General features: G+C 44.9%; 19 protein-coding genes. 18 read left to right on the top strand and 1 reads right to left on the bottom strand.

Going from position 1 to position 23189, the window contains the following annotated elements; all coding sequences use genetic code 11:
* The 5 genes from JHD69_RS15045 to JHD69_RS15065 form a co-directional block, all read left to right on the top strand.
* A partial coding sequence (locus JHD69_RS15045; RefSeq protein ID WP_199141164.1) for a S41 family peptidase occupies window positions 1-764 on the top strand: 764 nt, incomplete at its 5' end.
* Between the two features lie 5 nt (window positions 765-769).
* Window positions 770-2437 (top strand): beta-N-acetylhexosaminidase, encoded by a 1668-nt coding sequence (locus JHD69_RS15050; protein ID WP_199141165.1) that lies wholly within the window; start codon window positions 770-772, stop codon window positions 2435-2437.
* A gap of 71 nt (window positions 2438-2508) precedes the next feature.
* Window positions 2509-3033 carry a zinc ribbon domain-containing protein gene (locus JHD69_RS15055; protein WP_199141166.1) on the top strand — a complete coding sequence of 175 codons (525 nt, stop codon included), beginning with the start codon at window positions 2509-2511 and terminating at the stop codon, window positions 3031-3033.
* Window positions 3034-3285: 252 nt separating this feature from the next.
* Window positions 3286-3789 carry a CPBP family intramembrane glutamic endopeptidase gene (locus tag JHD69_RS15060; protein ID WP_199141167.1) on the top strand — a complete coding sequence of 168 codons (504 nt, stop codon included), beginning with the start codon at window positions 3286-3288 and terminating at the stop codon, window positions 3787-3789.
* 15 nt (window positions 3790-3804) lie between these two features.
* The gene (locus JHD69_RS15065; RefSeq protein ID WP_199141168.1) at window positions 3805-4005 is read left to right on the top strand and encodes a hypothetical protein; all 201 of its coding nucleotides are present in this window, start codon (window positions 3805-3807) and stop codon (window positions 4003-4005) included.
* Here the strand turns inward: JHD69_RS15065 and JHD69_RS15070 are convergent.
* On the bottom strand, window positions 4002-4397 hold the full coding sequence (locus JHD69_RS15070) for a thiol-disulfide oxidoreductase DCC family protein (RefSeq protein ID WP_199141169.1): 396 nt from the start codon (window positions 4395-4397) through the stop codon (window positions 4002-4004). The two genes, JHD69_RS15065 and JHD69_RS15070, sit on opposite strands and share 4 nt — an antisense overlap.
* Window positions 4398-4610: 213 nt before the next feature.
* Between JHD69_RS15070 and pyrR the strand changes: the two genes are divergently transcribed.
* From pyrR to JHD69_RS15135, 13 genes are all read left to right on the top strand, one after another.
* Window positions 4611-5156 (top strand): bifunctional pyr operon transcriptional regulator/uracil phosphoribosyltransferase PyrR, encoded by a 546-nt coding sequence (gene pyrR, locus JHD69_RS15075; RefSeq protein ID WP_199141170.1) that lies wholly within the window; start codon window positions 4611-4613, stop codon window positions 5154-5156.
* 7 nt (window positions 5157-5163) lie between these two features.
* Window positions 5164-6096 carry an aspartate carbamoyltransferase catalytic subunit gene (locus JHD69_RS15080; protein ID WP_199141171.1) on the top strand — a complete coding sequence of 311 codons (933 nt, stop codon included), beginning with the start codon at window positions 5164-5166 and terminating at the stop codon, window positions 6094-6096.
* Window positions 6097-6404: 308 nt separating this feature from the next.
* The gene (locus tag JHD69_RS15085) at window positions 6405-9422 is read left to right on the top strand and encodes a tetratricopeptide repeat protein (protein WP_199141172.1); all 3018 of its coding nucleotides are present in this window, start codon (window positions 6405-6407) and stop codon (window positions 9420-9422) included.
* A gap of 9 nt (window positions 9423-9431) precedes the next feature.
* On the top strand, window positions 9432-11135 hold the full coding sequence (locus tag JHD69_RS15090) for a TonB-dependent receptor (protein ID WP_199141173.1): 1704 nt from the start codon (window positions 9432-9434) through the stop codon (window positions 11133-11135).
* 125 nt (window positions 11136-11260) lie between these two features.
* Window positions 11261-12580 carry a hypothetical protein gene (locus JHD69_RS15095; RefSeq protein WP_199141174.1) on the top strand — a complete coding sequence of 440 codons (1320 nt, stop codon included), beginning with the start codon at window positions 11261-11263 and terminating at the stop codon, window positions 12578-12580.
* 1 nt (window position 12581) lies between these two features.
* Window positions 12582-13292, top strand: a complete 711-nt coding sequence (locus JHD69_RS15100) for a MotA/TolQ/ExbB proton channel family protein (protein ID WP_199141175.1) — start codon at window positions 12582-12584, stop codon at window positions 13290-13292.
* Window positions 13292-13693, top strand: coding sequence for an ExbD/TolR family protein (locus JHD69_RS15105; RefSeq protein WP_199141176.1), 402 nt, complete (start codon window positions 13292-13294; stop codon window positions 13691-13693). The genes JHD69_RS15100 and JHD69_RS15105 overlap by 1 nt, the downstream gene beginning before the upstream one ends.
* Window positions 13693-14499: an energy transducer TonB gene (locus JHD69_RS15110; RefSeq protein ID WP_199141177.1), complete on the top strand. Its 807-nt coding sequence runs from the start codon at window positions 13693-13695 to the stop codon at window positions 14497-14499. Before JHD69_RS15105 ends, JHD69_RS15110 begins: the two co-directional genes overlap by 1 nt.
* A gap of 632 nt (window positions 14500-15131) precedes the next feature.
* Window positions 15132-15503: a hypothetical protein gene (locus JHD69_RS15115; RefSeq protein WP_199141178.1), complete on the top strand. Its 372-nt coding sequence runs from the start codon at window positions 15132-15134 to the stop codon at window positions 15501-15503.
* Between the two features lie 209 nt (window positions 15504-15712).
* Window positions 15713-16999, top strand: coding sequence for a bifunctional folylpolyglutamate synthase/dihydrofolate synthase (locus JHD69_RS15120; RefSeq protein ID WP_199141179.1), 1287 nt, complete (start codon window positions 15713-15715; stop codon window positions 16997-16999).
* Window positions 17000-17077: 78 nt separating this feature from the next.
* Window positions 17078-18745 carry an alkaline phosphatase PafA gene (pafA, locus tag JHD69_RS15125; protein WP_199141180.1) on the top strand — a complete coding sequence of 556 codons (1668 nt, stop codon included), beginning with the start codon at window positions 17078-17080 and terminating at the stop codon, window positions 18743-18745.
* Window positions 18746-18878: 133 nt separating this feature from the next.
* A complete protein-coding gene (locus JHD69_RS15130) occupies window positions 18879-22247 on the top strand; it encodes a methylmalonyl-CoA mutase family protein (protein ID WP_199141181.1) in 3369 nt (1122 codons plus the stop codon).
* Window positions 22248-22289: 42 nt separating this feature from the next.
* Window positions 22290-23033 (top strand): MBL fold metallo-hydrolase, encoded by a 744-nt coding sequence (locus JHD69_RS15135; RefSeq protein WP_199141182.1) that lies wholly within the window; start codon window positions 22290-22292, stop codon window positions 23031-23033.
* The last annotated feature ends 156 nt before the right edge of the window (window positions 23034-23189 follow it).

A 23189-nucleotide genomic window follows, 5' to 3' on the forward strand; every position in this document is an offset into this window, starting at 1 on the left:
TGGCACAGTTAAAAGATGCGCATTCTAAATTCTTCCCACCAGAAATGGTAAAGGCTTATTTATTGGGGTACAGAGCTACAGGACAAAAGTTTCCAGTAATAGATACCGCTTTTTTAGCTAATCGGTATGCATATATTTCGCTTCCCTCTATTGCTTCTTACAACTTTAACGATTGGAATGAATATGTAAATACCTTTTACCTCAAAGTGGCCAAATTGCAACAAAGAAAGCCAAAGGGATGGATCATCGACCTTCGAGACAACGAAGGTGGTATGTTTTATCCGATGTATGCGGCCATATCGCCTTTTCTTGATCATACAAGAGTAATTGGCATGAAAGACCGAGCTGGCAAGGTGCTTTATTTTGGCTATAAAAACGGAAAACTATACGAGAACAACAAGGTGATGCACCATTTCAGCATCAATAAACTAAGACTAAAGGCCTTGAAAGAGCCTATTTCTATATTAATCAATAAGGGAACAGCCAGCTCTGGCGAATTTGCGGCCATTGCATTTGCCGGTCAACAAAACGTAAGCTTCATTGGAGAAAATACCGCTGGCCTAACTTCTGGAAACCAAGAACATAAGCTGGCCGACGGTGCTTTTATCGCGCTTACCGAAGGTAATACCATAGACAGGCTCCAAAACGAATATAGCGAAATCGGAAAAGGCCTTATACCTAAGTTTAAAATCGAAGCCAAAGAGAGCACTAAAAACAATGATCTTTATATAAAAAAGGCCTTAGAGGTACTAGGCAAAAAGTAAAACCCATGAAAACAGCGAGCATTCTATTCCTATTTTTCTTTTCTTATCATCTTTCTGCCCAGGAAATCAGTATCATTCCAAAACCGGTTTCAACCAATCTGAAGCTGTCGAGTAAGCCCTACCAGATCGATGCCAACTCTAAAATTACCTATAGCAGCCCATCGTTAATGGATGCCTCAATTTTCTTAAAAGATTACCTTCAAAAGTATTTTAAGCTTTATCTCGTCACCCCTGATCTGCCCCAAAAGGAAAATACGATTAACTTGATTTTAGACCAAAACTTAGGTCCCCAAAAAGACACTTACCTGCTCGACATCAATAGCAAAGGGATTACCATTACAGGGAACTCTGATGCTGCTGTTTTTTATGGAGTGCAAACATTGATACAATTGTTGCCTACGCAAACCGACCAAACCAAAATAAAAGTACCCGCTATTACCATTACCGATTACCCTCGCTTCGATTACCGTGGCATGCATTTGGATGTAAGCAGGCACTTTTTCGATGTAGCCTTTATCAAAAAATACATCGATTACCTGGCCCTGCATAAAATGAACTATTTCCATTGGCATTTAACCGACGACCATGGCTGGCGCATCGAAATCAAAAAATATCCCAAACTGACCGAAATCGGCGCCTGGCGAGACGGCAGCATCATTGGCTTGTGGCCAGGTGTGGGCAACGAAAACATCAAGTATGAAGTATTGCCAAAAGAAATCAGAATCACGCCAAAAGACGCCAAGATCAAAACCGACGGCATCCGTTATGGCGGCTTTTACACGCAAGAGCAAATCAAGGAAGTGATTGCCTATGCGGCCAAACGCTACGTCACCATTATCCCGGAAATTGAAATGCCGGCACACAGCATGGCACTTTTGGCCGCCTACCCCGAATTGGGCACCGAGCCTGGCAAAAAGTACGAAGTGGCGCAAACCTGGGGCATGATGAACAAATACAACAATGTGCTGCAACCTACCGAAAAAACGTTCAAATTTTTAGAAGACGTTTTAACCGAAGTGATGGCTTTGTTTCCTTCGCCCTACATCCACATTGGTGGCGACGAAGGCTCGAAGGTTTGGTGGAGAAGTTCGGAGGTTTCGCAACAACTCATGAAAGACAACAACTTGAAAGACGAAAGCGCCCTGCAGAGCTATTTCATCCACAGGATAGAAAAATTTGTAAACCGCAAAGGCAAAACCATTATCGGCTGGGATGAAATCTTAGACGGCGGTTTGGCTCCTAATGCCATCGTGATGAGCTGGCGTGGCGAAAAAGGAGGCATCGCCGCAGCGCAACAAAGCCATAAGGTTATTATGACGCCCGAAGAAAAGCTTTATTTCAACCACAAACAATTTATGCAGGAAGACAGTTTAACGGCCAACAAATACCTGCCTTTGGCAAGCGTTTACAATTATGAACCGGTGCCGTCGGTACTTACGCCTGACCAAGCGGCTTATGTTTGGGGTGCGCAGGGTAATTTATGGTCTGAGTATATTGCCAATCCGGCAAAAGTAGAGTACATGATCTTTCCGCGCCTGGATGCGTTGAGCGAAATGCTGTGGACACCTAAAGCACAAAGGAACTATAACGATTTTTTAAGACGCATGAAAACCCAGTACAGGCGCTACGATTTAATGGGCATTACCTACAGCAAGAAATACCTAGAGAATTAATTTTCCTTAATGGGCAAAAATTTTGTTTGGATTGGTCGCTTGCTTTATATTTATGGTCAGATAACGCTTCCATGGAAAATCAAGAACAAAACTTCTGTGCCTATTGTGCCCACCAATATCAACCAACCGACGCTTTTTGCAATACCTGTGGCTATCCGCTACAAGGTAAACCCCAAGAACAAAAGCATTTTATAGCCAACCGGGCAACCAAAGAAATAGACTTGATAGCCTTGAACAAAAAAATAGAAAGAGCCTGCGAATCGCTCTATTGGGTAGCCGGTATTTTGACGGTTTCTTTTACTTTCCTTTATTTTGTAGGACCAACCCAAGAAGATCCTACCGTATTTTTTCTCACGGCTGTTATCATTATAGGTGCATTTCTAGCGCTAGGTGCATGGAGCAAGCAAAAGCCTGCCGCCGCGATCATTTCGGGCCTTTCGCTTTTCGTTGTTCTCCTGTTGGTGGATGCCATTGTACAACCAAGCTCTATTTTTTCGGCATTTGTGTTTAAAATCCTTGTCATCATCTTTTTGGTCAAGGGCATAATGGCCATATTTGAGGTGGAAAAAATCAAAAAAGAGCTAAACATCAAATAATTGGAGCTATCAAACACTGAACTTAAAACCTGCCCACATTGCGAACTTGAAATTGTGGCTACAAGTAATTTCTGTAAGTATTGTGGCCAGCCCCAAAATTACCAAGAGCAGCTTGCCTCGTCAAACAAAAAGAAATCGCTTAAACAGGGTGCTCTTTTTATAGGCTTCGTCCTTGCTTTTTGCCTATTATCACAAATCATTCAGCAACCAAGCCTTGGACTCAGTATATTTCTCGATGTAACCTTTGCCATTTTGACGTTGCTTTTCTTTACCGCTTCCTGGAAGGAGAACAAGCACCTGCTAAGGTGGCCAAATTTCTCTATCAAAAAGCTGCTGCTTGTTGTTGTACTTACGCCCATCGCATCGCTGATTGTCCAAATTCTGGTCATACTGCTCAATGAATATATCCTAGAGGCGCATTATTCCTATGAAAGCCTGTACAGCGCCCATCCTTATGGAAATTACATCATGGTGGTTTCTATTGCCGTTTTCCCCGCCATTTTTGAGGAGCTTGGCTTTAGGGGCTACCTCATGCAAAAACTGTTGGGCATCTTGGACCAGAAAGAAGCCATTTATATCACTTCCTTTCTTTTTTTCCTGATGCACCTCAGCTTGCTGTCGTTTTTTTGGATGTTGCCCCTGGCTTTGGTACTGGCCAAGATGAGGCTCAAAGAAAATACACTTTGGTATGGCATAGTTATGCATTTTCTCTTTAATTTTACCAGTTGCCTATTTACTATTTATTTCGTTAGCTAGCTTAACAACAGCCCAATGACCAGAAAAATACTTGCCATACTTTGCAGCCTGCTTACGCTTTATGTGCTTAAGGAAACCTATTACATCTTTACCACTGCAGACGCCGAAATTGCCAAACAAAGGAACCAGCTTATTTTGGTTAGCCTGAGCATTGTTATCCCTTTAATCGTGCTGAGCCTTTGGTTGTGGCGCCCCAAACCCAAACAGGCCGATTAAGCTAAAAATCGCTGTTTAAGCTCAGGTGTTGGCACCCAGCAGCTCTCTTGCTTGCCGAACCATTTGTAGCGGTTTTTGGCGATGAAATTGTAAACCCCATCGCGGATAAAGCGGGGCACGATAATGAACCCATACAGCAAGGGCCATAAGCCCTTGAGTTTTTTGGCAACTCTTAAGGCGGCCGTAGAGCGCTGATAGACCTTGCCATTTTCCAGCAACACGATGCTGTCGGCCTGGGCGGGCTCCAAATCAAACTGCTTTAGTGCACTGGCGGCGTAATCGCTTTGCAAAGAAGCAAACCTGAAAAGATTTTGGCTGTCTCTCTTGATCACGAATTGTACCGCCCCGCTACACAGGTTACAAAAACCATCAAAGAAGATTACTCTTTCCATAGCCCAAAGTTACCTTTTAGTTTTTAGTTATCAGTAGCCGGTTGTCAGCGCTGCGTTATAAGTTTTAGGTAACAGGTTTAGCTGCAAAATTGTATGCTAAACGTTTCGGCCTTCTCATCTTTAATTCCACAAACTCAAAAGCCCTCCAACACTTTTTAATTTCTACTTTCTACTTTTTCCTAATCTTTGCTATATTTGCCCAATCCTTGTGCAATGCAAAAGAAAACCCTCCTCGACGGTCAAAAATTCCAAATCACAATTCGGCGTCTCTGCCATCAGCTAATTGAGAATCACACCGATTTTTCGAATACTGTTTTAATTGGTATCCAGCCCCGAGGCACCTATTTTGCAGATCGCGTACAGCAAGAACTTTCTGATATCCTTCAAACAGATGCCATTAAAAAAGGCCACCTGGACATTACCTTTTTTAGGGACGATTTTAGGAGAAAAGACGGATTGGTTACCGCAAGCAGCAATACCATCGACTTTATCATCGAAGGCAAACAGGTTATTTTAATTGACGATGTTTTATGGACAGGCCGGACCATTCGCGCCGCCATGGATGCGCTTTTAGCTTATGGCCGACCTGAAAAAGTAGAACTCATGGTGCTGATAGACCGCCGGTTTTCGCGACACCTGCCTATCGAGCCAAACTATATTGGCCAACAGGTAGACTGCGTTGATTCGCAGAAAGTAAAGGTAAGCTGGAAGGAAAACGAAGGCGAAGACAAAGTGATTTTATTATCAGACAAGCAATAACATAGAAATGGCAGCAGAAAAACTATCAACACGACATCTTTTAGGCATTAAAGATATTAACCTGAACGATATTGAATTGATTTTTGAAACTGCAGATAATTTTAAGGATGTGATTAACCGTCCCATCAAAAAAGTTCCCTCGCTGAGAGACATCACCATTGCCAACATCTTTTTCGAAAACTCTACCCGTACCAAGCTCTCGTTTGAGCTGGCCGAGAAAAGGCTATCGGCCGATGTGGTGAATTTCGCAGCCTCTTCTTCTTCGGTAAGCAAAGGCGAAACCCTGATCGATACCGTAAACAATATTTTGGCTATGAAGGTCGACATGGTGGTGATGCGCCATCCTTATGCCGGTGCGGGCGTGTTTTTGAGCAAACATGTAAAGGCCCAAATTGTAAATGCCGGCGACGGTGCACACGAGCATCCTACGCAAGCCTTGCTCGATGCTTATTCCATCCGCCAGAAATTGGGTGATGTTGCCGGCAAAAAAGTAGTGATTGTGGGCGATATCCTCCACTCGCGTGTAGCCATTTCAAATATCTTGTGCCTGCAAATGCTGGGCGCCGAAGTGATGGTTTGCGGACCAACCACTTTAATTCCGAAACACATAGCGGGTTTGGGCGTAAAAGTAGAACACGACCTGATCAAAGCCCTCAATTGGTGCGATGTGGCCAATATGCTTCGCATCCAGTTAGAAAGACAAGACATCAAGTATTTCCCGTCGCAACGCGAATATGCAATGATGTATGGGCTCAACAAACAAATCCTCGACAATCTCGACAAAGAAATCGTAGTAATGCACCCCGGCCCGATTAACCGTGGCGTGGAGATTACCAGCGACGTAGCCGACAGCAAGCAATCGATCATTCTCGACCAGGTAGAAAACGGCGTAGCGGTACGTATGGCAGTGCTGTATTTACTGGCTAGTCAGAAGGATTAGTTATTAGTTCATAGCCTGCGGTTTACAGTAAGGGAATAGTTAAAAGGCAATAGGGAATAGTAAACGGGTTTGGCCTCACCACTGATTCCGTGCTTTGATTTTCGTTGTTGAATTGTCAGCCCTACCTTCAGCCTTCACGCCCTCTTCCTTCCGCCTCTCTAAATTCCCCAAATTTTTCCACAACATCGCCTTAGCTATACCATTTCAAAAAACCATTCGTTAAACCTGTGTTATCAACAGATGTTAATTTCTTATGTTGATATGTACTTTTAGATGCCTTACTTTAGTAGCAACCATATTTGAAATCTATGCAGAAGAAATTTCTCTTTGTTCCCCTCTTTTTAGTTGGCGGCATAAGCGCCGGTTTTGCCCAAATCAGTCCGTTAGTCAGCCTCAATAAGAACTACCAAACCGGCCTGGAGCTGTTGCAGAACGAAAAATACGTTGCCGCCGCCCAACAATTTAAGCTGGTAGAACAAGTAAGGAGCAAAAGCAGTACCCAACAGGTAAGCAATGCCGAACTGAGCTTGCTGAAAGAAAATGCCAAGTTTTATACCGCCGTTTGTGCCTTAGAACTGGGCAATGCCGATGCCGAAGCCTTATTTCAGGAGTTCATTAGAGAATATCCGCTCAATCCGAATACCAAACTGGCCTATTTCCATGTAGGCAAATCTTATTTCGCGCAAAAAAACTATGCAAAAGCTCTAGAGTGGTTCGAAAAAACAGAACCTGGTTCCCTCTCGCAGAAAGAACGTGTCGAATACCAGTTTAAACAAGGCTATTCGTATTTTGAGCTTAAAAACTACGACAAGGCTGAGCCCTTGTTCGAAACCGTAAAAAAAGAAGATTCGCCTTTTAAAGAAAGTGCCACCTACTATTTTGCCTACATCAACTACCTGAACAAGGAGTATAAAACCGCTTTGGCCAATTTCGAAAAGCTCAAAGGCTCGCCAACTTACGAGGCTAGCTATCCGTACTACATCACTTCGATGTATTATTTGGACGAGCGCTATGACGATGTAATCGACTATGCCATTCCGGCCATGGCCAAAACCAAGCAACAATATGAGCCAGAAATGCTCAGCTTGGTGGCTGCTTCTTATTTTGCCAAATCGGAATTCAAAAACGCTGAAAAATATTTTGCCGAATTCTACGCCAAAGACAAGAACCAAACCAAAAACAATCTTTTCATTTACCAGTACGGCTATGCCTTGTTTCAAAACGGCAAATACAAAGAATCGGTAGGCGTATTGGAAAAACTCAATACCGATGATGTGTACCTGCAAAACGGGATGTACACCTTGGGCCAGTCGTCGCTAAAGCTGAACAACAAGGAAAAAGCCAGAAGCGCATTTTTCAGGGCTTCGCGATTGGATCTCGACAAAGTAATTCAAGAAGAAGCCTGGTACAATTATGCCAAGCTGAGCTATGAACTGGATTTCAACTCGCAAGCCTTAGAAGCTACGCAAAACTTCCTGAAACAGTTTCCCAATTCCAGAAAAATAAACGAAGCCAAAACCTTGTTGGGCGAAATCTTACTGACCAGCAAGAACTACCAGGCCGCGATCGATATTCTGGAACCTATCCAAAACAAAACTCCAGAGGCCAAAGCGGCTTACCAAAAAGTAACTTACTTCCGTGGATTGGAGTTTTATAACGAAAGAGCCTTTCCTAACGCCTTGTCGATGTTCTTGCGTTCGGGCAACTTTAACGAAGACAAGGAAATCTATGCCCTAAGCGTATACTGGATGGCCGAATCGATGTATGAGCTGCGCAAATTTGGCGAAGCCGTTAAAACTTTCGAGAAATTCCTGACACTACCCGACGCCGACCAAACAGAAGTATACAATTTCGCCAATTATGCCCTGGGCTATGCCGCTTTCGAAGATGAAAAATATCCGAAGGCAGCCACTTATTTCGAGCGTTTCTTAAAAGGCAACGATAAAGATGCCAAAACCGTTAACGACGCCACCTTGCGCTTGGCCGACTCGTATTTCGTGAACAAAAACTACAGCGAAGCGATGGCCAACTACAATAAGATCATCAACGGCAAGCTTACCGGCGAAGATTATGCCTTGTTCCAAAAAGGAATGATTTATGGCCTGCAAAAGCAAGATGATACCAAAATCGCCACGATGCAGAGCCTGTTGAACAAGTTCCCCAACTCGAACTATGCCGACGATGCCGGTTTTGAAACCGCTTATACTTACTTCAACAAAGGCGACTTCGATAAATCGAAATCGGACTTGGTTGATTTGGTAGCGAAATATCCGCGAAGCAGTTACGTGCCACGTGCCTTGGTAACCATTGGCTTGGTACAGTACAATCAGGACCAGGATGATTCGGCGCTCGAATCTTTCAAAAAGGTAATCCGTGACTATCCAAGCGTGCCAGAGGCCAAACAGGCGCTAGAATCGATCAAGAATATTTATGTAGACAAAGGCGATGCCAACGGCTTTATTGCCTATGCGGCCACTACGCCACTGGGCAACTATTCGATGAGCGAACAAGACAACATCATGTTCCAGGCGGCCAACAACAGGTACCTCAAAGGCGATGCACAGGGCACCTACGAAGCCATCAATGCCTATTTAGAGAAATTCCCTAAGCCGATCCACGACAAAGAAGCCAAATTTATCCGAGCCGAATCGCTGGTTAAGTTGGGCCGTTCATCAGAAGCCATTGCCGATTACGATTACATTCTGAACGATTGGACCAGCGACTACACCGAGCGTTCGCTCATGAGCGTATCGAAGGTGCTGATGGACGAGAAAAAATACAACGAAGCCATCGTTTACCTGAAAAGGCTCGAAACTACGGCCGACTACAAAGTGCATTACAACTATGCCATCAACAACCTCATCAAAGCCTACAACGCTTTGGGCATGGCCGACGATATGATCAAATATGCCGACATCATCAAAAATGCGGATAAAGCTTCCGAAGAGGAAAAAAACAGCTCAGATTTGTTTGCCGGCAAGGCCTACTTGCTCAAGGCCGATACGGTACAAGCGGTTAAGGCTTTCAACAACGTAGTGGCCAAAACCAAAACCGTTGCCGCTGCCGAAGCCAAATACAACTTGGCTGCCGTTCAATATGCCAAAGGCGACTACAAAACATCGCAGAAAACCTGTTTCGACCTGATCAATAACATGCCATCGTATGATTATTGGGTAGCCAAGTCGTTTATTTTATTGGCCGACAACTATTTGGCCCTTAAAGATAAGCTACAGGCCAAGAGCACGCTTTTAAGCATCATTGACAATTACGAAGGCAAGGACGACATTGTGCCTACCGCCAAAGAAAAATTAGCAAAAATAAACTAGCAGATGAAGATGAGATCATATAAAACCCTATATACTACCCTACTACTCTTAACGGCAAGCGCTACGACTTTGATGGCACAGGATGTAAAGCCACCAGAAAAAGCAGTAAGCGAAGAAATTGAAGTGATCAGACCCTACAAACCTGTATTGGCCGAAGCGGTAAAACTGAGAAGAAGCCCAGATTTGAGCAACGTTAAAACCTACAAGGCCAAATTCAACTACAGCTTAACCGACCGCAAACTGGAATTGAATTCCGATATCCAAAAGCTACAGGCACAACAACTGGCAGATGAGCGCCAGGCCGAGCTGATGAACAGCTATGTAAAAGGAGGCGTAGGTTCTCTGGCCACGCTATTAGGCGAAGCCTATGTCAACATCGGTCGCGATGAAGCCCTGCAGGCAGGCGCGTTTTTCAGGCATTTCAGTCAAGAAGGCAAACTGAACAAGCAAAACGAAAACAACCAGCAACTGAGCGTTTTTGGCCGCAGCATTGGCGACAAGGCTACTTTGAGTGGCCGCTTGAACTATGAAAGGCATGGTTTGTTTTTCTACGGCATCGACAATGCCAACCCTAGCTTAAATCCAAATCCCGAAAGACAGGTATTCAACTTTTTCGAGGCCGAGGGCGAAGTAGTAAACAAATTTACCAGCGACGAAAATGCCCTGAGCTATGCCGCCAAGGTCAATGCCTATTTGCTAAACGATAAGTTTGACGCCAACGAAAAGGCAGTAAGCATTACCGGCTACCTCAATAAAAGGATCAGCGGTTTTAACCTGGGCTTGGCCGCCAACACGGAAATCGGCAATACCAAAGACGCCAACACCAGCGTATCGAATAACCTGTTGCGCTTAAATCCTTATATCAAACTGCAAACCAAAGGCGTAAAGATTACCGCCGGAATTAATTTTGTACAGGAGTTTGGCGATTATTCAGATACCCGCATCTTCCCTGCCGTAACTGCCGATTTCACTTTAATTCCAGACTTTTTGCAGGTATTTGGAGAAGTAAAAGGCGATGTAAACCGCAATACCCTGAAAAACTTTAGCGACGAAAACCCATTCCTGAACAGAAATATCGCCATTCGCAACAGTGTAGAAAAACTGAGCATCAGTGGGGGCATCAAAGGTACTGGCGGACCAGGCTTTGGCTACAAAGCGAGGTTTTATAGCAAAAAGATAACCGATATGCCTTTGTTCGTGAACAGCTTTGCCAACTTCAACAAATTCGATGTCATATACGATTTTGGCAACATGAAACTACTGGGCTTAGAAGGCGAAATTTCGGTACAGGTGAGCGACGAGCTCAAATGGACAGGAAAGCTGAACATGGAAGACTATAAACCAGCTACAGAGCAGGACAGCTATTTTAAGCCACAGCTGCGCATCAGCTCTAACTTTGCCTACACCTTTAACAAGAAGCTTACCTTGAACGCCAATGTGGTGATCCAAGACGACAGCAAAGCCAAAGTATACAACGCTAATCCGCTAAATCCGGACGGCACTTATCCACCAGTTCCTGATCTGGCCAAAGAAAGCGTGGTTAACGTAAAGGGATTTGTTGACCTTGGCGTGGGTGCTGATTACAAAATCAACAACAGGCTGTCGGTTTTTGCAAAAGCCAATAACATCTTGAACACCAATTACAGCAGGTTTTTATATTACCGCACCAATGGCTTTAACATTTTTGGCGGCGTAAGCTATTCGTTTAAATAATGATTGAATGAAAGAATAGTTGAATGGGAGAACGAAGGAGTGATAAATTATTTTTACTTATTCAAATTCAGTCATTCACTCATTCATTCATTGAAAATTAAATATTAAAGTCTATTTTTACCAGAATGGATATACTATTATACCTTACCGAACTTTTACAAACCCGCAAAACCGTGGGCATTGTGGGTTTGGGTACGCTGTATAAAAAGAAGACGCCTGGTAAATACGATGCCACCCAGCATGCTTTCATACCTCCTAGCTACACGCTGGCCTTTACCACCGAGCTAAAGGAACAGGAAGAACTGGCCAATTTTATCAGTCTGCGACGAAACATCAGCATCGAATCGAGCAACTACTTTATTGGCGAGTTTGCCGAGCAGCTCCAGGCCAAGCTGCACGACCATCAGGAAGCTGATCTGGAACCCATAGGCAAACTGAAGCTGGTGAATGGTGAAATTGTTTTCGAACCGGAAGCCGAAAGCAGCTTTGGCTTTGAATTTTATGGCTTGCCCACGCTAGCAGACCTCAAGCAACAGGATGTTGCACCCGCAGAAACACTAGTCCAAGCTGATGACCTGGCACAGATTGAAGAAGAAAACAGACTGGAAGAAGAAAATCCCGGCGATGGAACAACAGATCAGCCCCTAGCCCATATCGAAACCGTAGTTGACGATAGCGAGGTTGGAGCAGGAGCATCTGTTCAAGAAAATAATATTGAAGCCGAAAGCGACGAACAATCCGTTCAGGAGGAAATAGCAGCAGTAACGCCTCCTGCTTATATTCGGGAAGAAGAACAAACTACAGAAACGGTAAGGGAGCCGGTGACGGTTGATGAAGCACCAAAAATCGAAACCGTTGAAGTGGCCGATAAACAAGCCGAAGTACAGTTTGCCCCCAACCAACACACCGAAGTTTATACCGAAGAAGAAGAGCCCAAAAAAGGCATGCCTTTCTTCATGAAGATCTTAATTATACTGCTCGTTATCATAGCCTTGGGGGCGATTGCCTATTTTATCAATCCGGTATTCTTTAACCGATATTTGAAGAAGAATTTTGAAGGCGCCCACGACCAAAATGTACCAAGTGCGCCACTCGATACGTTAAAGAAGCAAGTAGACACGGCAAAAGCCGATAGCTTGGCCAAAAACAATGCCTTGGTAACCTTAGGCAAAGACAGCGTGGCCATCGATAGCAATGTAATGGTTTACGAGGTGCTGATTGCTTCGGTAAAAACCGACAAGGTTGCCGATAAAATTATTGCCAACCTGGCCACCCGAAAAATCACAGGCAAAAAAGTAAGGCTCTCCAAGACAAGAATCAATATCAGTGCAGGTACATTTACCAATCCTGTACTGGCCAAAAAATACGAAGACAGTTTACAAAAGGCACTCAAAGACCCAGGAATTTATACACAGTCGATCAAATTAAAAAACGAAAAACAGTAACATGATGACATTGCTTCTAGCAGCACAAGACACCTTACAAAAAGTTTTAGATAGTGCAAACAATACAGCGGCCAATGCCGTTCCTACCGAAAAAGAACTCCATTTTATCGACCTTTTATTTAAAGGGGGCTGGGTAATGATCCCCTTGGCTTTCCTGGCCTTTTTGGCGCTGGTTATTTTTACCGAAAGGTATTTGACCATCCGCAAATCGTCAAAAGACGAATCGAACCTGTTGTTCCAAATCAGACAGAACATACACGAAGGGCGCCTGGAAGCAGCTATCGCCTTGTGCAAAAACAATAAATCGCCTTTGGCCCGCATGCTCGAAAAAGGCCTGAAACGTATCGGCCGGCCAATCAAGGATATTGAAGGCGCCATCGAAAACACCGGAAAGCTCGAGGTTTCCAAGCTCGAAAAGAATATCGGCATCTTGGGCATCATAGCCGGTATCGCACCGATGCTGGGTTTCGTGGGTACCATTGTGGGGGTAATCACCATCTTCCATCAGGTATCTATCAAGGGTGCTATCGAAATCGGCACCATTTCTGGCGGTTTATATACCAAAATGATTACCTCGGCTACGGGTTTGATCATTGGTATCATTGCCTATGTGTTATACCACATTTTGAATATCATGGTAGAGAAGATCATCTTGAAGATGGAAACCGATGCCATTGATTTTATTGACCTATTAGAAGAACCGGGCAAATAATGAACTTACGCAAGAGAACAAGAGGAAGTGTAGAAGTACATACATCGGCGCTGAACGACATCATGTTCTTCCTGATGCTGTTCTTCTTATTGGCTTCTGCCGTAGTCAATCCAACGGTGGTTAAATTGCTCTTGCCGCAATCGTCTAGCGGACAGCAATCAACTGCCAAAAAAGCCGTAACGGTAACCATAGATGAAAACCTAAAATATTTCGTAGAGAAAAAACCGGTAACCATCGACCAGCTGGAGCCTGTGATAGCGGAATATCAAAAAATGGCACCTGATTTGACCATTCTTTTATATGTTGCGCGCAATGTAACCTACCAGGATGGATTCGTAGTAAACGACATTGCAAACAAATTGAAATTAAAGCTTGTTGTAGCAGTTGAGCCTAAAAAATAATGGTACATAAAGAAGAAAATAATTATCCGAAAGCGATAGCCATTTCCGTAGGGATCATGGGCTTTCTGCTTTTGATTAGCTTTTTTATCGTAATCGGCAGCTTCCAGCCCAAAGAGGAATTTGGCATGGGCGGCATGGTGGTAAACTATGGCACAGCCGCTGAAGGTATGGGCGATGACTATACCAGTATCGAGGAGCCTTCAATGGATCCAAATGCCAACCAAAAACTACCAGATAAAGTAACTCCCGAAGCCAAGGTGACACCCAATACGCCTACAGCCACCAGCAAGGACATACAGACCCAAAATACCGAAGATGCCATTGCCGTGAATACCAAAACGGAAAAAACCACGGTAGCCGCAGCTACCAAGGAAGAAAAGCCTTCCAAACCAGCCATTAATCCAAATGCGCTGTACACCGGCAAAAAGAACAATGGCACCGGGCAGGGCGATGGCACCGGCAATACGCCAGGCAACCAGGGCAGCATCAATGGCGATCCCTTGGCACCCAACTATGGCGAAGGCGGCTCTGGAAATGGCAATACCCCTATTCCGTTAAGCAAATTCACCAATTTGGTGGCCCCTGAAGACAATGGCCAAAAAACGGGCAAAATTGTCGTAAAAATTCAGGTCAACCGTCAAGGCAGGGTAGTTTCGGCTACTGCTGGCGCCAAAGGCACCACCTTTTCTGATGCCGAACTTTTCCGCAAATGTGAAAGCGCCGTGATGAATGCAAGACTTGACGCCATCGAAAACGGTCCAGAATTAAGAACCGCATTAGTGGTTTTCAACTTTAAGGTGAAGTAGGCCATTTTTGGCCATTGTGGCTAGCCTTTCATAACGTTTTCTCAATTTTCCTTACCCATGAGTTGAGAACGATTTGCCATAACATGCAGGATTTAAGCTGGTCGAAAACATAGCCATTAAACTGTGGTTATTAACAAAAATTAACAGATTAATGTGGCCAGATTGCTTATTTTTAAGCATTGGCAATCCCTATGTACAGCAATCGCAATCCATCATTCATAGTTAATCCGTTTTTTGGAATCGGAGTCATTGTTTTAATACTTAACGACCATTGGCTAAAATGGCAATATGGAAATTGGCTAACCGGAAAATTATCTGATTTTGCTGGCTTATTGATCCTGCCACTTTTTGTTGCATTTTTATTCCCGAAGCTTAGATCAAAGGCTCCGCTTATCAGTGGGCTTTTCTTTGTCTGTTGGAAATTGCCCATTTCGCAACCTCTTATCGAACTTTATAACCAAATCGCGCCGATACCACTTACGCGCGTTGTAGATCTTTCCGATTTTCTGGCGTTGCTTATCCTGCCTTTTTCACAAAGACTATTGTGGCAACTAGACCATCAAAAAGTCAATCATTCTCGGGCCATCAAACTGGGTTCGCAACTGATTTTACTCTGTACCTCCTTTGCTTTCATGGCTACTTCGCCCCCGCTAAGCTACTACATCAAACCCAGCGGCGACGTGCAGATCGGTAAAATATACCACATTAAAAATAGCAAGTCAGACGTCATTAGAAATCTGGAGAAACGAGGCTTTAACGTTACGCTCGATAGCAATGCTACAAAAAAAGATCGCGACAGCATCAACTATTACCTGATCAAAAACGTGGTCCTCGAGAAAGACACCATCCCACAAATTCAAATCAGTTTTTTCCGCAAGGTGATGGTCGTAAACAGTGTAACGTTTAAGGATAAAACCCAACTAAGCGATTGGAAAGTACTAAAACGTTATGCCAAACACTACCAAAAGCTGATCGACTCAAAAATAATCGAAGAGGTGAAGTAAATGAAATGGCTGTTGGCCCTTCTTGTTCCTCGGCCTATAGCTCACAGACGGGAGAAAAGCTAATCTCACCTCTCCCTTCCCCTCCAAAGGGGGACAGGGTTTTTCGTTAACTCAGATCAGCTGTCTTCTTTGCGCTTTATACTTTGATCTTTATCCCCTTCAGGAACAGGAAAGAAATTATTTCTATTTTTGCTCTTCATCGCAAGACAATGACCTATCCAAAAACCCTTGATTTTTTATACAGTAAACTGCCCATGTTTACCCGCGTTGGCGCTGTAGCTTTTAAAAAGGACCTGCATAACACAATTGCTTTATGCAATGCACTCGACAATCCGCAAAACAAATATAAAACGCTCCATATAGCAGGTACCAACGGCAAAGGTTCTACCTCACACATGCTGGCGGCCGTTTTGCAAGAAGCCGGCTACAAAACAGGCCTATATACTTCGCCACACCTCAAAGATTTTAGGGAACGTATCCGGGTAAATGGCAAAATGGCTTCGAAAGCCTTTGTGCAAGCCTTTGTAAAAAGCCAAAAGCAACTGATCGAAACCATCGAGCCTTCTTTCTTTGAAGTAACCGTAGCCATGGCCTTCGATTATTTTGCGCAAGAGCAAGTAGACATTGCTGTTATTGAGGTGGGCTTGGGTGGCCGACTGGATTCGACCAATATCATTACCCCAGAGCTTTCGGTCATTACCAATATCAGTTTAGACCATACCAATATCTTGGGCGATACCCTACCGGAAATTGCTTTCGAAAAAGCAGGGATCATCAAAAAAAACATTCCGGTTGTCATCGGCGAAAGCCACCCTGAAACCCAACCTGTTTTCATCCAAAAAGCAACAGCCGAAAATGCACCTATCTATTTTGCCGATACTCATCTTCATGTAGCCAATAGCCATCAAAAAGGTCAGCACTTGGTTATTGATGTACTGGAAGGCGCCAACGTTATCTTTACCCAATTAGCGCTCGACCTTACGGGCACCTATCAGCTCAAAAATGTGCTCAATGTTATCGAATCCGTTATACAGCTTCGAAAACAGGGCTATACCATAAGCGATGCTGCTGTTTACAAAGCGCTAAAAAACGTAAAAAAGCTTACCGGCTTACAGGGCAGGTGGCAAACCATCAGCAAAAATCCATTGGTTATCTGCGATACCGGCCACAACAAAGCCGGAATTACCGAAGTGATGCAAAATATCAAAAACACGCCTCACCAAAGGTTGCACCTGGTTATAGGGATGGTAAAAGACAAAGATATTTCGGGCGTACTGGCACTACTGCCAAAAGATGCCATTTATTATTTCTGCCAACCGCAATTGGAAAGGGCGCTGGCCGCCAACGAACTGGCCCAACAGGCTGCAGTGTTTGGTTTAAAGGGAAAGGCCTATAACAACGTTGCCCTGGCCCTGGCCGATGCCAAGCAAAACGCAGGCCCAAAAGACTTGGTATTTGTAGGCGGAAGTACCTTTGTTGTAGCAGAAATGATATAACAAATGATACATTATTTACCTTAAATTCATTCATACTTCACACATCAATTGCTACTTTTACGGCATAACTTAACTCATATGAAATTCAAATATTCCCTAATTTTGGGCTTAGCATTACTCAATGTGCAGGTTTTCGCACAAAAGTGGACTAAGCCAAGCACAACTACAACCAACTATCCGGCAACCGTTGCCCGCCCCAAACTGGTAGTGGGCCTCGTAATAGACCAGATGCGCTGGGACTACCTTTACCGTTTTTACGACCGTTACAGCAAAGGCGGATTTAAACGTCTGATCAACGAGGGTTTTTCGGCCGAAAATACCTTCATTCCCTATACGCCAACCTACACCGCCTGTGGCCACACCTCTATCTATACAGGTTCAGTTCCTGCCATTAATGGTATCATTGGCAACAATTGGTACGATCCGGAGCTGGGCCGGGATGTTTACTGCTCGGAAGACAGAGACGTAAAAACAGTGGGCAGCACCACCAGAGCAGGCGAAATGTCGCCAAAAAATATGTTAGTGACTACCATTACCGACGAGTTGCGCCTGGCAACCAATTTCAGGAGCAAGGTAATCGGTATTTCGCAAAAAGACAGGGGCTCTATCCTACCGGCCGGCCATGCAGCCAATGCAGCCTATTGGTACGATGGCGGTACCGGCGATTGGATTACCAGCACCTATTACATGCAGACTTTGCCTACATGGGTGTCTGATTACAACAAAAGGAAAGTAGCCAACGATTTCTACGCCAAAAACTGGAATACCTTATATCCAATTGCTACTTATATCCAAAGTACGGCCGACGATAAGCCTTATGAAGGCAAATTCAGGGGCGAAAATACTTCGGCTTTCCCTCACAAATTGGACAATGCCATCGGCAAAAACTACGATTTGATCAGGAGCACGCCTTATGGCAACACCATGACCTTCGACCTGTCGAAAATTGCCATCAAAGAAGAAAAACTGGGCCAAACCGGCAACACCGACTTCTTGGCCATCAGCTGTTCGTCAACCGATTACGTTGGCCACCAATTCGGTCCAAACTCTATCGAAATTGAAGATACCTATTTGCGCTTAGACAAAGACCTGGAAGACTTCTTCAATTATTTGGACAAAACCCTGGGCAAAGGCAATTATTTGTTTTTCCTATCAGCCGATCACGCGGTAGCGCACGTTCCTGGATTTATGAAAGAGAACAAATTGCCAGGAGGTTTGGTTAGCAACTCTAAATTGCGCAAAGGCATCGATAGCATCATGGTTAGCCAGTTCAAATTGCAAAAATCCGTAATTACGGTCATGAACAACGAGGTTTATTTCGACCATAGCGTAATTGACGAGAAAAAAGCAAACTTTGCCGAAATCAAACAGGCTACCGTAAATTACCTGAGAAAACAAGAGGCTATTGCCGATGCAGTCGATCTGCAGATCATGAATACCTCAACCATTCCGGAAGAAATCAGAAAAAGAATAACCAATGGCTACAATGCCCGTCGCAGTGGCGATATCTATTTCATCCTGAAGCCAAACTGGTTTGATGGTGGCGATACGGGAACTACGCATGGCGCATGGTATCCTTACGATTCTCACATCCCATTGGTATTTATGGGCTGGAAAGTAAAACCAGGCAAAACCAACAAAACCCATTACATGACCGACATTTCGGCAACCTTAGCCGCCATGCTGCACATCCAAATGCCAAGTGGTTGCATAGGCGAGCCAATTACAGAGCTCACGCACCAATAAGCCATATGACCTTCAAAAGCCCTATCAATAAAGATAGGGCTTTTTTGTATGTCAAACGTTTGTATCTATTCGGTGGGGGTTATGCTCAATACCTAGTTTTTGTTAACTTTGCTCACCAAATATAAAATACTCCATGGAGCAAGTTCAAGTCTATAAACCCAAGCATAAAATCCGTTTTGTAACCGCTGCAGCTCTTTTCGATGGGCACGATGCCACTATTAACATCATGCGCCGCATTTTGCAGTCGTCGGGCGCAGAAGTAATCCATTTGGGTCATAACCGTTCGGTAGAAGAAGTAGTGAATTGTGCCATCCAAGAAGATGTCCAAGGTATTGCCATGACTTCCTATCAAGGCGGCCATATCGAATACTTTAAATACATGTACGACCTGTTGCAACAGCGTGGTGCGGGCCATATCAAGATTTTTGGTGGCGGTGGCGGGGTAATCCTGCCATCTGAAATCGAAGAACTGCAGGCTTACGGCATCAGCAGGATCTACTCGCCAGACGATGGCCGTAAAATGGGCCTCCAAGGCATGATCAACAACATGCTGGAGCAAACCGACTTCATTACGACCGAAGCCATTACCAACGAATTGACAAATATTCCTCAAAAAGAGGTGAAAAGCATTGCATCGGCAATTACAGTGGCCGAAAACGACCCAGAAGGTGCACAACAGTTTGTAGACGAGCTTAAAAAACTGACCAGCAAAAACCAGGCGCCTGTATTGGGGATAACCGGTACCGGTGGTTCGGGTAAATCGTCTTTGGTTGACGAACTGGTAAGACGTTTCCTCATCGAGGTAAAAGACAAAACCTTGGCCATTATCTCGGTAGATCCTTCCAAACGCAAAACCGGTGGTGCACTTTTGGGCGATAGGATCCGCATGAACGCCATCAACAACCCGAGGGTTTACATGCGCTCGCTGGCTACGCGCCAAGCCAACTTGGCCCTGTCTAAAAACGTTCAGGAGAGCATCGACATCTGCAAAGCCGCTGGCTACGATCTCATTATCGTAGAAACTTCGGGTATTGGCCAATCCGATACCGAGATTACCGAGCATTGCGATGTTTCTTTATATGTAATGACACCAGAATTTGGCGCCGCTACGCAATTGGAAAAAATCGACATGTTAGACTTTGCCGATTTGGTAGCCATCAATAAATTCGACAAACGTGGGGCCTTAGATGCATTGCGCGACGTACGCAAGCAATACAAGCGCAACCATAATCTTTTCGATGCCAAAGACGAAGAAATTCCGGTTTATGGCACCATGGCTTCGCAATTTAACGATCCGGGCATGAACAACCTGTTTGTTGCCCTAATGGATCGCTTAAAGGCCAAAACCAATGTCGATTTCAAAGCTGGCATGGAAATGACCAGCAACCAATCCGAAAAGATTTATATCATTCCGCCAGACCGCATCCGTTACCTATCGGAAATTGCCGAAGCCAGCGAAACCTATAACGAATGGGTAGCTAAGCAATGCCAGATTGCCCGCAAACTGTACCAGTTGCAGGGTGTAATGGCCATGGCTAAAGATTTCGACAACAGCTTTGGCGATGGCTTGAACGATGCTTACAGCTATCTCGACGAACAATTGGATGGCGAATGCAAACGCTTATTGCGCCAATGGCCAAGCGTAAAGGAAAAATACGCAGCCGATTTCTTTGTGTACAAGGTGCGCGACAAGGAAATTAAGCAGGCCTTAAACTACGAATCGCTTTCTAAGCTTAAAATTCCGAAGGTATCTTTGCCTAAATACGAAGATTGGGGCGATATTTTGCGCTGGTTGCTCACCGAAAACGTACCTGGCGAGTTTCCCTATGCAGCAGGTGTATTCCCGCTTAAACGCGAGGGCGAAGACCCAACCCGGATGTTTGCCGGCGAAGGAGGCCCGGAAAGAACCAATAAGCGTTTCCATTATGTTTCGCTCGGTCAGCCAGCCCATCGTTTGTCAACCGCATTCGATTCGGTGACCCTATATGGCGAAGATCCGCACGTTCGTCCCGATATTTATGGAAAAATCGGCAACTCTGGTGTAAGTATCGCTACTTTAGACGATGCCAAGAAACTCTACTCGGGCTTCGACCTTTGCGCGCCCTCTACTTCGGTATCCATGACTATCAATGGGCCTGCACCTATGCTGTTGGGCTTTTTCATGAATGCGGCCATCGATCAGCAATGCGAAAAATACATTATCGAAAATAACCTACAGGCCGAAGTTGAAGCAAAAATCAAGCAGATCTTTAAAGCTAAAGGCATTGAACGCCCAACTTACCAAGGCGAACTGCCACAAGGCAACAACGGTTTAGGGCTGATGCTATTGGGACTAACCGGTGATGAAGTGCTGCCTGCCGACGTTTATCAAAAAATCAAGGCACATGCCATCAGCTCGGTTCGCGGAACCGTTCAGGCCGATATTTTAAAAGAAGACCAAGCGCAAAATACCTGTATCTTCTCTACCGAATTTGCGCTGCGCATGATGGGCGATATCCAAAAATATTTCATCGACGAGAAAGTACGCAACTTCTACTCGGTTTCTATTTCGGGCTACCACATTGCTGAAGCGGGAGCCAACCCGATTTCGCAATTGGCCTTTACGCTGAGTAATGGTTTTACTTTTGTGGAGTATTACTTGAGCCGTGGCATGCATATCGACGATTTTGCGCCCAACCTTTCATTCTTCTTCAGTAACGGTATCGACCCAGAATATTCGGTAATTGGTCGCGTAGCCAGAAGAATTTGGGCCAAAGCCATCAAGAATAAATACAAAGGCAACGATCGTTCGCAAAAATTAAAATACCATATTCAAACTTCTGGTCGCTCATTGCATGCCCAAGAGATCGATTTTAACGATATCAGAACAACCCTGCAGGCGCTTTATGCCATTTACGACAACTGCAACTCGTTGCATACCAATGCTTACGATGAGGCCATTACCACCCCTACCGAAGAGTCGGTACGCAGGGCGATGGCTATCCAGCTGATCATTAACCGTGAGCTAGGTCTGGCCAAAAATGAAAATCCTTTGCAAGGTTCGTTCATCATCGAAGACTTGACCGATTTGGTAGAGGAAGCCGTACTGGCCGAATTTAAACGCATTAACGACCGTGGTGGCGTACTGGGCGCTATGGAAACCATGTACCAAAGGGGAAAAATACAGGAAGAGAGCTTGTACTATGAAACCTTGAAGCATACCGGCGAGTTCCCGATTGTGGGCGTCAATACTTTCCTGAACAAAAACGGTTCGCCAACCATTGTACCAGGCGAAGTAATCCGGGCCACCGAAGAAGAAAAACAATACCAGATTGAAGCACTTAAAGCCTTCCAGGAGAGAAATTCGGCCAAAACCGAAGATACCCTCAAAGCATTGCAAAAAGCGGCCATAGCTGGCGAAAACATCTTCGAAAAATTGATGGAAGTGTGTAAAACCTGTTCTTTGGGACAGATCAGCAAGGCGCTTTACGAAGTTGGCGGACAATACAGAAGAAATATGTAAGCGATGGCTCCTCGAAAACTGATTTTAGCAATAGCCCTTTTATTGGCTAAACTTAATGCATTTAGCTTCGTGGAGCCTAAAACTTCTTACCTGTTGGTATTAGGCGTGGCCCAAGATGCAGGTTACCCGCAAATGGGTTGTACCAAAACATGTTGCACCCAAGCCTGGAGCAATCCTAAAATGCGACGCAACGTAGTAGCCTTGGCTTTGGTTGATCCTGCCCACAAAAAATGGTGGCTCTTCGAAGCTACGCCCGACATTAGGCAACAACTGCAAAATTTCAAAAATCAAACCAAAAACCAATATCCTTATCTGCCCGAAGGCGTTTTCTTAACCCACGCCCATATTGGCCATTATACTGGTTTGATGGAATTTGGCCGGGAAGCCATGAATACCAATGGATTAAAGGTCTATGTCCTTCCTCAAATGAAGGCTTTTTTAACACAAAACGGCCCATGGAGCCAATTGGTCAAGCTAAAAAACATTGACCTGATCAGTTTAAAAACCGATGAACCACTCAACATCGAAAACAACAGCGTTACTGCTTTTACGGTGCCCCACCGCGACGAATATTCAGAAACGGCAGGTTTTAAAATCACTACCGCCAATAAGCAATATCTTTTCATCCCGGATATCGATAAATGGAGCAAGTGGAACAAAAATATTATCGACCAGGTTAAGCAGGTAGATATTGCACTGCTCGATGCTACTTTCTACACTAACACCGAATTGGGCAACAGGCCTATAGCCGAAGTGCCCCATCCCCTGTCTCTTATACACATCTGACGCTGCCGACGAACCACGACATGGGGTGGGTGGGGGGGGGGGGGGGGGGGGTGGGGGGGGGGGGGGGGGGGGGGGGGGGGGGGGGGGGGGGGGGGGGGGGGGGGGGGGGGGGGGGGGGGGGGGGGGGGGGGGGGGGGGGGGGGGGGGGGGGGGGGG

Source organism: Pedobacter sp. ASV12 (genome assembly GCF_016429155.1).
In the GTDB taxonomy this organism is placed as follows: Bacteria; Bacteroidota; Bacteroidia; order Sphingobacteriales; family Sphingobacteriaceae; genus Pedobacter.